Annotated in this window: 9 protein-coding genes; 5 read left to right on the top strand and 4 right to left on the bottom strand. The window is 51.4% G+C overall.

The window, feature by feature from the left end; translation table 11 throughout:
- The first annotated feature begins 200 nt into the window (after nucleotides 1-200).
- Nucleotides 201-1532, top strand: coding sequence for a hypothetical protein (locus tag P8J86_12665; GenBank protein MDG2055542.1), 1332 nt, complete (start codon nucleotides 201-203; stop codon nucleotides 1530-1532).
- A 43-nt stretch (nucleotides 1533-1575) separates the two neighbouring features.
- On the opposite strand, the gene P8J86_12660 is transcribed toward P8J86_12665, so the two are convergent.
- Nucleotides 1576-3960: a PQQ-dependent sugar dehydrogenase gene (locus P8J86_12660; GenBank protein ID MDG2055541.1), complete on the bottom strand. Its 2385-nt coding sequence runs from the start codon at nucleotides 3958-3960 to the stop codon at nucleotides 1576-1578.
- 214 nt (nucleotides 3961-4174) lie between these two features.
- On the opposite strand from P8J86_12660, the gene dprA reads away from it, so the two are divergent.
- The gene (gene dprA / locus P8J86_12655; GenBank protein MDG2055540.1) at nucleotides 4175-5227 is read left to right on the top strand and encodes a DNA-processing protein DprA; all 1053 of its coding nucleotides are present in this window, start codon (nucleotides 4175-4177) and stop codon (nucleotides 5225-5227) included.
- Here the strand turns inward: dprA and lexA are convergent.
- On the bottom strand, nucleotides 5135-5737 hold the full coding sequence (gene lexA / locus P8J86_12650) for a transcriptional repressor LexA (protein ID MDG2055539.1): 603 nt from the start codon (nucleotides 5735-5737) through the stop codon (nucleotides 5135-5137). The genes dprA and lexA overlap by 93 nt on opposite strands.
- A 1039-nt stretch (nucleotides 5738-6776) precedes the next feature.
- Between lexA and P8J86_12645 the strand changes: the two genes are divergently transcribed.
- The 3 genes from P8J86_12645 to P8J86_12635 are packed head-to-tail and all read left to right on the top strand — an operon-like array spanning nucleotide 6777 to nucleotide 10373.
- Nucleotides 6777-8012: an aminotransferase class V-fold PLP-dependent enzyme gene (locus P8J86_12645; protein MDG2055538.1), complete on the top strand. Its 1236-nt coding sequence runs from the start codon at nucleotides 6777-6779 to the stop codon at nucleotides 8010-8012.
- Nucleotides 8012-8896, top strand: a complete 885-nt coding sequence (locus P8J86_12640) for a hypothetical protein (GenBank protein MDG2055537.1) — start codon at nucleotides 8012-8014, stop codon at nucleotides 8894-8896. The genes P8J86_12645 and P8J86_12640 overlap by 1 nt, the downstream gene beginning before the upstream one ends.
- Nucleotides 8889-10373: a tetratricopeptide repeat protein gene (locus tag P8J86_12635; protein ID MDG2055536.1), complete on the top strand. Its 1485-nt coding sequence runs from the start codon at nucleotides 8889-8891 to the stop codon at nucleotides 10371-10373. The genes P8J86_12640 and P8J86_12635 overlap by 8 nt, the downstream gene beginning before the upstream one ends.
- A 5-nt stretch (nucleotides 10374-10378) precedes the next feature.
- Here the strand turns inward: P8J86_12635 and P8J86_12630 are convergent, their stop codons facing one another.
- Both P8J86_12630 and P8J86_12625 read right to left on the bottom strand, forming a co-directional pair.
- A complete protein-coding gene (locus tag P8J86_12630) occupies nucleotides 10379-12100 on the bottom strand; it encodes a CRTAC1 family protein (GenBank protein ID MDG2055535.1) in 1722 nt (573 codons plus the stop codon).
- On the bottom strand, nucleotides 12097-13533 hold the full coding sequence (locus tag P8J86_12625; protein MDG2055534.1) for a tetratricopeptide repeat protein: 1437 nt from the start codon (nucleotides 13531-13533) through the stop codon (nucleotides 12097-12099). Before P8J86_12625 ends, P8J86_12630 begins: the two co-directional genes overlap by 4 nt.
- Nucleotides 13534-13863 lie beyond the last annotated feature (330 nt).

The raw sequence follows: 13863 nt of genomic DNA, 5'->3' as shown, positions 1-13863 counted from the left end.
CCAAAAAAGCCCAGGCCTCAAGGAGCCCCAATTTGGCCCAATTGTCGATGTGATGCCATTCTGATTGGCCTCTAGGCATCAGTCCTGAAAAGCATTCAGATTGATCGTGAGGGCCGGCCGATATTGGCAGCGTGAGACAGGTTTCCCAACCCCTATTTCGATTTGATCCTGGCTGGCTTTTTCTTGCCGCTGGATTGGCCATGATGGCCGCATGCATTTTGCTGCCGCCAGCGGATGATCTGGAGCGACTCACCAGTCAACGTGATGCGTTGGGGGATCGTGAAAAAGCGGTGGCGCTTCAGTTGGCGGCCTATACGAGTTTTCTCTCTGAAGTCGAGCAACCCGATTCACAGCTCATCCAGCGCCTTGTGGAATGCGAACTCAACCAGGTGCCAGCAGGGCAGCAGGCAGTACTGATGTCCTCAGGTGGTCCCATCAGCACGCTGGGATGGTTACAGGAGGCGGGTGCCAGTCATCAAGCTGAGACTCCCCAAGCCAATATATACGAAGGTCCGAAAGGAGTTCTAACCGCATATGAGGGCATGGGCGCCCTGTCTGATCCTGATCAAGGTCATGGGAAACAGCGATCATTTCTCCAGCATATTGCATCGAGTCAGCACCGATTATGGGTGCTGGGGGCATCAGGTCTTTGCATCTTCTTAGGCCTGATGACGAGTATGCCTACGATTCGTGTTTCGAAGAATATTCGTTCATCGCGCATCAAGTATCAGGCAAAGGTGCCGCGTAAGAAAACGCCCAAATGTTTGCCTTCATTGATGACCTGTGGTCAGGTTGTTTCGGCTGTTCATGGTTCAGTGAAATCGCTGGTCGTTGTTGAAGCAGAAGAAAGCGATGATGAAGCTGCGTCTGTCTCGGTGAGTGATGCAGCGGATCTACAAGATGAAGTCGAATCTGTCTCAGTGAGTGATGCAGAGGATCTACAAGATGAAGCTGCGTCTGTCTCAGTGAGTGATGCAGAGGATCTACAAGATGAAGCTGATGTTGTTTCGATCTGTCCGCCTCCGGTTGATCAGGTAGTGGTGCCAACGGAGAGCGATACAGAAGAGGTTGGTTTGATTGATTCGGATGTCTCAACTCATGATGATCAAGAGCAGCAGCTTGAAGATGATGGTGAGTGGGAATATGAGTACGTCGAAGAGATCATTGAAGTGGAAGTTGATGAGAATGGTGTAGAGGTGTTGGGCTACGAGGATGATGTCAATCAAGCGGATGTCGCTCTCGAGCATGATGAGGATGAAGAGTGGGAGGAAGAGGAAGCATCGTTCGTCGACGATGAAGAGCAGTGTGAGGGCGATGAGGAAGACGAAGAGGAGGATCTTGAGGATGATGAAGAAGAGGGTGAATGGGAAGAAGAGGGTGCAGAAGCATCTCTAGGCGACGATGAAGAGCAGTGTGAGGGCGATGAGGAAGACGAAGAGGAGGATCTTGAGGACGAAGAAGAAGAGGGGGAATGGGAAGAAGAGGGTGATGAGGAAGACGACGAGGGGGCTCTTGAGGATGAAGAAGATTGAACTGTAAGATGCCCGCGTCGTGAGATTTGCTTCGTCGCTTAGCTCATTGCGATTGCGATGCCGTCGCTGCTCTTGCACGAATCCACTGACGAATCAACTCAATCGCTTTTTGATCAGGCACACTGGTTGATAGTGGTGGCATTCGGAATCCACTGGTCTTCGATGCAACCCGATTAAGAAGTTCTGAAGCATCAGGATTTGCCGGGTTTACCAAGAGTGTCCTGGTTCCATTCATTGGGTTGACCGCTTCTGTTTCATACAGGTGTCGTTGGAGTTCATCGGCACCCCAGCGAAGGTCGAGAGCAGTGCGCATCATGTAGGGACGATGGCAGTGTGCACAGTTGCTATCCACATAGGACATCATGCGATCATTGAGGTCTTCTGAAGCGTCATAAGGGTCAACGAGCGCATCAAAACCGAAAAAAAGCGACGGTCTTATTGTCTTTACTTTTTCTCGTGACCGCGTAATCAGATCGATTCCATTCCATGTCCGTAGTTGGTGTCCATCGCGTCGTGTTTCTGGATAGTGGGTCCACCCGTTGAGTTGGCGGGTATTGACGCCTAGTACATAGCCGGCATCTTCAGTGTGACAACTGAGGCAGTCAATTCGGCTCGGGTATTCCCAAGTCTGTTGGTGTGAAGAGCCATCTTCGCACATGATTGCATGTGCTTCTTCCTGGCCTTGGTGAAGGAGCAGTGCTTCTGTGTCATCTTCGTTCCATTTATAGGTTGCTCCGTAGATACCTTTTGCATCATCGCGCATGATGATTCGGGTTTCGAGTCGCTTGGTTTTTGTGGGGTCACTCTGATCGATTGGTAACTCGAAGTGCTTAATGAAGCAGGTTCCTGTGGGGAATTCCCAGTTGTTCTTTCTGGATATGTAGATGCGATCCTCTGTGGGGTTCACACTAGAGCCATCTCCGGGGACGCAAATCCATCGACTTTTAACAGCGTTATCTGACCAGAGAGGAGACTTTACTTCATAAGGAATAAAGCCTGGCGCCGGAGTCAGGGTTGCCAGGTCTGCAAAGACACCGGTTTGAGATAGTCTCTGCGGTAAGCTGACCAGTTCATCTTGATTGTTGCGAGGTTCGAGGCGGTAGATGTTTCCGGCTAGTGTTGCGGCGTATATTTCACCATCTTCGGTAGTCGTCAATGCGCAAAGAGATCGGGCTGCAGCAGATTCAAGATGTGTCAATAAAGAGCGTTCTTCGATGGCCAGTGGATGATCGGGAGAGAGTGTGGCTGCCCAGACCCTTCCCGAAGAAAGATCGCCGTGAATGTACTTGTTTTTTAGTTCAGGGTATTTTTCATTGTGATATACAAAGCCACCAATAATGCACTTGTTGCCATTGGTATGGGCATATGCCAGAAGCGGGCTGTTTGGCGTTCCGTACATGGGCGATGGTAAGGCGCCATTGTTAAACGGGCCTTCTGTAGGTAAGAAGTCGCCTTCACGAAAACTCCATTCATAGTTGCCGCCGCTGACCAGTTGGTTGAGCTCTTCTTGCTGGTTCTCACCAACATCTGTGACAAAGCCATTTCCGGTGAGTTCATCGAAGAATAGATCATGAGGGTTGCGTAGCCCGATCGCATAAAACTCTTCCAACGCTCCGGGAACACCAACAAACGGATTGTCATTGGGAATCATGTAGTGTGCGGTCACGCCTGTCTCAGGTTGGCGAGGAGGCCAGTGGCTGATCTCTCCACCCTGCGCATCAACGTCGATACGAAGTACCCCTGAAAAGAGATCCTTCTTGATCTCTTGGCTATTGCCGAGTGCATCGCTGGAGAGGCCTTCGTCACCCATGGTGAGATAGAGGAATCCATCGGGTCCAAATGTTAGTCCGCCGCCGTCGTGCCAATCATGCTCATCATCCTGGTCAATAAGTATGAGCTCAGATTTAGGATCTAATTCGTCAAAAGAGGCGGTTGCTGTCAAGCGGGAAAGTCGGTTGCTGCGGGTGCCATCATCTCTCTCTGCGGAGTAATACACATAGGCGTAACGACCATTGGGATCGTCGTTGTTGCCAAATTCTGGATGAAGGGCAAGTCCTAGTAAGCCACCTTCTCCTGCTGAAGAGACATTTTTAAGTTTCAAAAATCGTATTGGATCGCCACTGCCAAGTGTGATGGGTAAGCGATAAATACGGCCCCGCTGTTCAAGAATGTAGAGGTGCCCATCACAGGCCTCGACCAGTCGTGTGACATTCTTGAAGGAGCCGCCTACTTCAATAGGCCGGAGTTTCCAGTTGGTAACAGATCGGGGTGTCGTGGGCATCTTTAGAGAAGTATTTAAGACCCGATAGTCGAGACCGACTTGCCCCTTGTGCCAGTAGAGAAAACCCAAATAGACGATAAGCACCACGGCGCAGAGAATTGCCGTATTGCGGACAAATCGAAATGGCTGAAATTTGGCCACTTTCATTGGGCTTGTTCTCACTCTCGTGCAATCAATATAGCTTCGTTGGTCTTGTTTGCTGATTCATTTTTTGTTGATTGCAAGTATTCCATATAGGTGCTCTGAGAAGCGATTGTTTTCATATCTATGGAGCGCAATGACAACCTCATAAAACCCTACCTCAATCCTGAAGTCAAGGTTCCCAGAGGTCTATCTTGAGTTCTCCTAGGAGGGTACTTTCGTGTTTCAAAAACCACAGGATGTCAGCGAGGGGCGGCTTCGAGCCATTGCTGTGTCTGGTCTTGGCCCAACCTGGATCGCTCGATTGATAGGAAATCTGGGATCCCTAGAACGTATTGGGCATGCAGATAGGCATCAGCTTGAGGCTGCGGGAATGAGTTGTCGCCGGGCTCATAAGATCGCTCGCGCTCTTGCCAGCGTCAATACCGCTCAGCTACGAGATCAAATGGAGCGATGTGACGTGGGGTTAGTGACAATTGATGATCAATGTTTTCCACCTCTGCTACGGCTGATACCTGATTCGCCGTTGGCCTTGTTTGGAAAGGGGGCCTTTGAAGCGCTACAGCTCCCATCCTTGGCCATCGTTGGAAGCAGACGCTGCTCAGCAGAAGGGACGCGAGCGGCACAGCGATTTGCGGGGCAACTAGCAAGCTGGGGGCTTGCGGTCGTTTCTGGTGGTGCTCGCGGCATTGATGCGTCAGCCCATCGAGCCACACTCGCCGTGGGTGGGTGTACGACGGTCGTTCTGGGGTGTGGTCATGGTCACTGTTATCCCACCGAACACACAGAACTATTTAGTCAGATTGCACAACGGGGAGGTGTTTTGGTGAGCGAGTTCTTGCCAGATATGGGGCCCAGGCCCGGATACTTTCCCCGTCGTAATAGAATTATCTCGGGATTAGCGCTGGGTGTTCTTGTTATCGAGGCTGGTCCCCGAAGTGGTGCATTGGTGACGGCCCGCCTTGCAGCAGAAGAACATGGCCGGGAGGTGATGGCACTGCCAGCCTCGCTTGAAACGCCCCAAGCAGTTGGCTCATTGTCACTACTTGCACGTGGCGAAGCGCAAATGGTCCTCGTTCCACAAGACGTTATTGCGCAGTTGCGATTCTCCGCCAACTTGATGGAGGCCGGTTCCGAAGCATCTCTCCAAAGAAGTGAGTTGCTTGGTTCAAGCGATGCTTTAGTATCGCCTAAGTACGCCAATGACAACGCCCTGGATAGTGCATTGATCGACCACGATATCGTTGAACGCAGGGTTCGCGGGGCGAAGTAAGACTTGGCCATTGGGTTGCCTGTGAAATGTCTTGAGGGTCGATTCGCCATCCGGTAGCAGGGCGATCACTCTCTCTCCATCACGCGCCGTGCTTTGCTGAGAAACGAGCACGTAGTCACCATCCAGAATTCCCTCATCCCGCATAGACTCGCCTTCAACCTGTAGTGCAAAAGTGTTATTGCTTTGGGCAACACTTGGGCCGAACATCGTCGTGATGTCTAGCTCATCGGTTTGTTCGAACTTCTCAAGCGGGTAACCGGCGGCAATCCGACCTGCGAGAGGGTAGGTCAGTGACTCGGTGTTATTGCTCGTATTTGTTGCAGCGTTCGGAAGCTGGGCGTCTTCAGGAATCGACAAAGAGCGTGCCTTGTTCGGTTCCCGAATCAGGGCGCCCTTCTTGATGAGTGCCTCGATGTGTTCGAAGACGGTCACTTTGCTGATATCGAGGGCTTCGGCCAGCTCTCTCATCGTTGGTGAGTATCCCAATCTCTGGCGATACTCTTGAATCATGGTTAGCACGCGAAGTTGTTTGGGCGTGAGGTTCATGCAGTCGTTCCCTAGTTTGGTTTCGGGGTAGAGGCGCATTAAGAGGCGTTGGTTCTGGTTTGATTTTTCCGGCTGTCTGACAAATAGTTCCACCGAAGAGATCGGTGGCCAGCTCTAGGTCATCATGTGTTTTAAGATAATCGCGAAGCTGTTTCCCAACACGATCAAGGACCGTGTCCAGATGGGTCATCGCCCGTCGTTGCTCGTGCAGCCATGTGGTCAGAAGATTGCCAATATCAGGTTCTTTTTGTCCGCATGCTTGGTGAACGCGGGTGGGGATCATTGCTTCGAGTCGCGACTCTGGCCTTTGGGAGGCACTGTAATCCTGTTCAGGTGCATGATGGGCGGCGTTGCTCGGGGCATTGGCGCTCTCAATCTCCGTTTGCTTGAGTCGTCCACCCCAAGCCTTGTAAGTGGTTGTAAAGTCGCCACCGGGCCCAGTCACGAGAACTGGTGTGCTCTTGCCGTTGCTCCCGGGGATTGGCGGCGTTTCGGCTGGGGTGGTTGTCATCGAGGAAGTACGGCTGGATTTTCGAGTCAGTCTATTGAGCATGGTCTGGGCCCTTCCGGCCTTGAATGGTTGGAACAGCTGCATTGGGCGGGCTGTGAGCTCGCTGAGCGCAGTTGTTCGGTTGTGTCTGGCCCATCCAAGGCCGAAGTTCTGACCGCTCTCCAGCGGTACCACCCCCGGTACGTTGGGCAGCCGGCCCAGTGGGCATGGCTGCCATTGATCAGCCTGAAACCCGTATCTGGCCCACCACGGAGGACCACCAGATATTGGGTGTCGAAGCGTCTCGAGCAAACTGAGTCTCAAGATCTGGGAAATTTCGACCATAAGGCTTAGCTCGCTTGATTTTCTATCGGCTATTTTGTTCGTGTTACGTTACCCAAACAAAGACCAAATAGCAAATTATCCTTGGTTGATTGAGAAAAAAGCCGTTCCTAAGGCATTGAGACGGATTGCAGAGGGGCGATTTATTCTTGGCCTGCTACGCTTTGCAGCATGAACAATGCTCAAGGGACTGCTGGTGATCGTGCAAGACTGCTGGGGCCACCCGAGCCCATCGTGGGTGCAGGCCTTGAGGCATGGGGCCTTGATCCCAGAGTCAATTTCCTAAATCACGGCTCTTTTGGTGCCCGCCCGCGGGAAGTCATGCGTCATCAAGGCATGCTTCGTGATCAGTTTGAAGCAGCTCCAATCGAGGTGCTTGATCGAAAGTGGCGCGGTCAGAGTTTGTTGGCAGCCCGGGATGAGGTTGCGAGCTTTCTTGGAGCATCAGGAGAAGATATTGGGTTTGTTCATAATGCAAGTACTGGGGTGGCGTGTGTTTTACGCAATCTCAAATGGTCAAAAGGTGATGAGATTGTCACCACCGACCATGCCTACAACGCCGTTTTTCAAATGATGCGTTATATCGACACTTACGAACATCCATCGATGCGTCAGATCAAATTGCCATTTCCGGTGTCTGGTCATGATGAAATCATTGAGCGCGTTATGGCGGGTATCTCTGCTTCGACGCGATTGCTTGTCATTGATCATGTGACCTCTCCAACAGGTTTGCGCCTTCCTGTTGAACAGATTTGTAATCGCTGTCGAGAACTTGATGTTGAGGTTCTTGTTGACGGTGCTCACGGGCCAGGGATGCTTGATCTTGAAGTGCCAGCAATTGGCTGTGACTACTACACAGGCAATTTACATAAATGGGTCTGCGCTCCACCGGGTTCAGCATTCCTGTGGGTTGATCGCGATAAGCAGCGCGGTATTCATCCATTAGTAGTGAGTCATCATTATGAAGAGGGGTTTGCTCAAGAGTTTGTCTGGCAGGGTACAGGTGATATGACGCCTTGGTTGACGGCGCCTATTGCGATTCAATGGTTAGGGCAATTTGGTTGGGATCGGATTCGGAAACACAATCGCGACATGGTCCTGTGGGCACAATCACACTTATGTCGTTCGTGGTCGGTTGAACCAGCTTCACCACGAGATGGCTCGATGCTTGGATCGATGGCCGCGATTGAGCTTCCAGGTCATGCCGATCTCTGGGCATCACATTGGAAGGATGCTGCTGGGCTGATGGATCATCTTTATCAGATTCATCTACTGGAAGTCCCAGTTATGACGATGTGGAATAAGTGGTGGGTCCGTATTTCCTGTCATTTGCACAACTCACCACAGCAGTATGAGCATCTTGCTGCAGTCATCCTTGAAGAGTCAACGAAGATAGGAGCTCGATAATGTTATTGATCGCAAGTTGGGCAGATGCTTGGCAAGATCCTGTAATGCGGCATGCGATGTTTATTCACTTTCCTGTTGTGCTCTCATGCGGCCTGGCTTTGTTGGCACTGCTGGCAGCGCTGGCTTGGGGGCGTTGGCGGCGTGGGCTTGCCATTGTTTGCTTGGTTGGATATGCGCTGCTTGTTGTTTCTGCGTTCCTCGCTGAAAACGCAGGCGGTGATGCCCATCAAGCTGTTGAAGGCTCAGCCGGGGTTGCTGTTGAAGCGATGATTGTCGCTCATGGTGAGGCCGGGGAGCGTGTTTGGTGGTTGTCGGTGTGCATTGCTTTGGTGCTTATTGTGTCCCTCTTTGGAAGTCGGCTATGGCAGCAATGTTGGCGATGGGGGTTTGCGGTACTGTCGCTCTGTTTGGTGGTGTATGTTGGTTGGGTCGCTGATCTTGGTGGCCATCTGGTTTACGCAGAGGGCGTCGGTATGCCTCAGGCAGCTATTGAGAGAGCGATCAAAATTCAACGAAGTGCAGAGCAGCCTAGCCAGGAGGGGCAAGTTAAAAACGCTTCGGTTGCGCCTGATCCACGTGGGGTGTTCTTTGCAAAAAGTGTCAGGCCAGTTCTTTCGAAGCATTGTTGGAAGTGCCACAATACAGCTGAAGATGATGACCCCGCAGGGGGGCTCGACCTGACCTCTATTTCGGGAGTCCTCAAAGGGGGCGCCGGCGGTCCGGTGGTCCTGGTCGGTAATCCGGCGCAGAGTAAGCTTGTTCAGGTGGTGCGGTGGGAGATTGCAGATTTGCATATGCCGCCAAAGAAGCCGCAGCTCTCTAAGGATGACATCGAAGCACTAGCGACTTGGGTACGTGAGGGAGTTGTCTGGCAAGGTGAGTAATAAACAGCTGAAAACACTCATGTTGTTCTCTGTTTTGCTGCTTTGTGGTGCGCTCTTTAGCTGCGGTCATGAAGAAGTGGTGGTTGTAGATTCAGTGCCGCCAGCTCCACCTGAGATGATCTCTAGCTTTGATCCAAAGAGCATCGTACTGATCGAAGAGCTCCATGAAAAAGCAGTTCAGGAGCCAACAAATTTGAAGGCACGTCTTGAGCTGGCCATGGTGTATCACGCCCATGCGCTCTGGGCGCAAGCGAACGAGGCCTATCGACAGGCCATTGAGATGGATTCAAAAAATGCTTTTTTCCACCATCTCAGATCGCTTGTCCAGATCGCTCAAGATGATCTGCCGGCGAGCATGGAATCAATATGGCGCGTCATTGAATTGGATCCTGGATACGCGCCGGCGCAGTATTTGCTTGCGTTGAAGTTGCGAGATTCGGGCGATCTAGAGCAAGCCGCAGAAGTTGCGGAAAACGCTCTACGCGTTGCAGAAGCATCGGCTAAGCAGCAGGCTGGAAACCAAATCGCAATTGATATTCTTCAGTCAGCAAGGCTTATTTATGCACTGATCTTCCTTGATCAAGGTGAGCCACGTCTGGCAGCCATTCAAGCAAAGTATGCAATTGAGACCGATGCCAATAATCGTTACGCTCGATTTATCTATGGGACGGCAATGCGTCAGTTGGGCGAAGGGGAGGTGGGAAATCGTTTTGTTCAGCTCGGCCAGGGTGCGAAACCAGAATGGGTTGATCCGTGGAATAACGAGCTGTATCGATTTCAAGTTGGCGATCAGGTTGAGTTGATTCGGGCCAATAAATTAATTTCGCAAGGGCGTGCTCAAGAGGCGTTGGCGATGCTTTTAAAACAACATGACGAGAACCCAGAAGATGCGGCTGTTTTAGTGGCGTTGAGTATGGCCTATAAACGTCTTGGAGAAAATGATCTGGCTTATCGCCTTGGGCATAAGGTGATTAAGTTAGATCCCAATAACTTTGAGGCTCGGGTCGTGTTGGCGGGCATTTGCCAAAAGAAGCTTGCGTTGGCAGATCCGAGTGATCGTAGTGAGATCTTTGATGAGGGACTTCAGCACGCTCATCTTGCTATTGAACTGCGTCCTACAACGGCTGTTGGATATGCGATCAATGCTGATATTCTCTTTACAAGTGGGCAGTATGGTGAGGCGGCCGAACAGTATAGAGAGGCTGCTCGTCTCGATGAGAAGGGCCGTGGCCTCTATCGACAGGCAGGTGTTTCTTTTTTGAAGGGGCAGCGGTGGGAAGAGGCTTTGGAGTTATTGCAACAAGTGGCGATTCTGTACCCACAAGATGTTAATGTGCTGGCAGAGTTGGCCGAGGCGCAAATCGGCGCGGGGTATTTTAATCTTGCTCAACAGACATTGGCTCAAATAGAGGGCATTGATCCCAGTTCGCCACGGCTTATCCAATTGCGCGCATTGATGGAGCAACTCAATCAATGAGAGGGCTACTTTTCAGGTAAGTCAGGTGTGGAGTCTTCTCTTAACTCGATCATTTGATTGATTGGTTGAGGGCCAAATGTCTGTGTTTGTCCAGTTGGCCAAGTGATGGTGATGTCATCGATGGTGCTTGCTTTTCCAAGGCCAATATGAACTCTGGGATCATTCGCAGTGCAGTAGCTTCCATCAGTTCTCACGATCTGGGTCCATGTTTTGTCGCCTGCTTTTGTCATGATCTGGGCGCCAATCGCGTCGCGGCCGTGGCGATCGATTGCTCGGATCATGGCCCAGTTGCCCGTATCCTGTTGAATGTTCATCAGCACGTGTGGGGCCGCGTCACGATTCACAACAATGACATCAAGGCGGCCATCATTGTCGAGGTCGCCAAAAGCGGCGCCTCGGCTCGTGAGCGCTGGTGTGCCATCGGCGCCGCCGCGCGGGGTGACTTCTTCAAAGCGAATGCCACCAGCATTTGAGCTGCCTTTAAACAAGAGGTTTGGCTCTCCGTAAGGATCCTCCCCCCATCGGCGTGCCAGCTGTGCTACACGTCCATTTGCTTGATAAAGATCAAGCGTGCCATCATTATCAAAGTCTGCCAATCCGAGTCCGAAGCGGGTGAACGTCTTTGGTGTTGCCGCCAGGCCGGATCTTGTGGTGGCGTCCCGAAAGCCGCCGCTGCCGTTATTGATAAAGAGCGAATCTGTTTCTCTCCATAGGTTGCAAACCATCACATCTTGATCGCCATCATGATCAATGTCATCTGTGGTGACGCCCATTCCTGCCTTTGCTTTGCCGCTCATGTCCATTGCTGTGCCGGAGAGTAGGGCCTCGTCTTTGAATGTGTTGTTGCCCTGATTGATCCAAAGACGATCAGGCATGCCATCATTGGCGACAAAGAGATCAGGCTTTCCATCACCTGAAAAGTCACTGGCAACGACTCCAAGTGCTGTGCCCGGAATCGCGGCAATGCCAGATGGCTCTGAAGCATCAATGAAGGTTCCATTACCTTGATTGATATAAAGGCGATCGCTGGCGGGCGCCCTGTAGGCAATAGGGGCGCAGTAGTCAGGCTTGCTTAGAGAATTCTTGCACTCGAGTTCTGTTTGGGGCGACCAATACAAATAGTTGCAGACGTACAGGTCAAGATCACCATCACTGTCAGCATCGAAAAAGCTGGCGCTGGCACTGTAATCGTCATCGTTAATTCCAGCGGCAGCGGTGACATCAGTGAACTGGCCTTGGCCATCATTCTGTAGCAGTGCGTTGGCTCCAACATTGGTGACATACAGGTCAATGTCGCCATCATTGTCGTAATCGCCTGTCGCTGCGCCGATGCCATACCCCTGGTTATCAGCGCCACTTCCAGCTGTTGCATTCGTAAACTTGCCCGTGCCGTCATTCTTGTAGAGTTGATTGGGCGGATTCTCTATTGTTGCATTGTTTACATCTCCGCTCTGAATGAGATAGAGATCGAGATCGCCATCTGCATCCATGTCAAAAAGAGCGGCGCCACCAGCCATGATTTCTGGAATGTAAAATTTTCCGGACTGCCCTGACTGATGGATGAAGTCAACGCCGCTCTCATTAACTTGATCGACAAACCAGGGCTTCTCAGTAGCGGGGGCATCTGATGGGGTGTCAGTCGTCTTTGGGGCGCCCTTGTCATCACTGCACGCGCTTGCAATCAGCAAGCAAAAGCATATCTGGCAGATTGTCGTGCGTGTTTTCATGAGCCATCGATCTCCCGAAGTGCGGCGTTGACCTCAGGGTCATTTGGATTTGTTGATTGATACTGGGTCAAACTTTTCTGGGCCTCAGGCCATTTTCCAGCAGCATACTGTGTCATCGCTAGTTCACGAAGTAATGGGACGTCATATGGGTAGCGATCAACCAATTCAATGAGGAGTGGTTCCGCTTTGAGCCACTTTTCTTGGTCGAGATAGACCTTCGCGGCTTGGTAGCCATGGGAACTGTATGTAGTATCAAGCGAATCAGCTTTCTGAAAAGCGGCAACGCTTTGGTCATATTGTCCCATGAGGTTCAGCAATATTCCACGCAGGGCATAGCTGCGGCTATCGCTAGGATTGAGCGAAATGGCGTGATTCACTTTCTCAAAGGCGCTGTTCAGTAGAGGGTCATCGAGGGGTTTTCCTTTGAGATTCCAGCGATCTAGGTCGAGGCATGCATTTTGATAATGTAATCGGTAGCTGTCTTCGCTGATAGCCAGGCCGGCATTCAGCATCTTTTGTGCGTTATCTAGTTCAATAAGCCTGCGATATGTTTTGGTTAGTGAAATGTAATAGTTCACATCATCAGAAAGCTGTGGCTCCAGTGCCAGTAATCCTGGAAGAGATTGTCTGGCTTCGCCTCTATTGCTGGCCATACTTAACAGTTCAAACTCGTGAGCTGGGCCTGTGCGAAGAAAAATAAGGTCATTGTAATGTTTGTCGGGCCAGTGCGGTTTGCTATGTTTGCCAAGTTCTAGGTGAGCACGAGAGTCAAAAGTATTGCCGAGTTGGCTCAACGCTGTGCCAAGCAGATAGTGTGCGTATCTGTTTTCTGGAAACTGCTTTAACAAGGCGACTAAAGTTCTAGTCGCATCTTCAGGACGGTCGGTGTCTAAGAAAAACTTAGCTATGGCCAGTGTGGTTGTCGGGTCATTTGGCGCGGAATCATAAGCCTGACGCATAAACGTTTCGGCTGACGAACGGTCGCCAGTTTCAAGAATCCATTGCCCAAGCCGCCAGTATGTGGGGCTATGAGTGGGCTCTCGTTTTGCCGCGCGTCTCATTGCGTCTAGGGCGGCGGATCGGTCACCTGTTTCGTCGAGGGCAAGAGCAAGCAGATGCGATGTCCGATTGCTGTTGTCTCCAGCTTTGATCGCATACTGATAGCATTCAATTGCATCATCGAGCTGTTCATGGGCATGATAGATGCGGCCGAGTTCTGCCCAGTTCTCAGGGGAGGGCAGGGCCATTACTTTTTCTGTTGCTTTATTAAAAACGGCAAGGGTCTCTGGCGAGAAAAGGCTCTGGTCCTCAGGGCCAGGCAAGATGGCATCGGGTCCTAGGGGCGATGGCTCACGCTCACAGCCAAGAATGAATACAAGCAGAAAGCCAAACGTGAGGCCCAAGCGGGCATATTTTTGTATCAGTAAATTCATGGCTGCCTAAGAGTGTAGTCCGCCTGTCGATCGGGAGCATTTGCTGCTTTGAATAACAAAAAAGAAGCTGCCCCGTCCTAAAAAGAACGGGGCAGCTGTCAGAATCATAGATCAGTCCGATCTACTCGCTAGCTCAAGCCAGCGTAGTCAATCGCTGATTAGGCGCGTCGACGGCGAGTGCCGGCGATACCTGCAAGACCCAGAAGTGCCAAAGCACCTGGAGCAGGAATTTCGTTGTACTCGATGGTTACTGAGCCACCGGTGTACTTTGCGTCTGCACTACCGACGTGGTCATTGTAGCCTTCATAGAATTCCATTGTCAGAATGCCA

This window comes from Phycisphaerales bacterium, assembly GCA_029268515.1.
Classification (GTDB): Bacteria; Planctomycetota; Phycisphaerae; order Phycisphaerales; family SM1A02; genus JAQWNP01.
The sequence above is the reverse complement of the archived record's forward strand: the minus strand, read 5'-3'. Positions and strand labels throughout refer to the sequence as shown.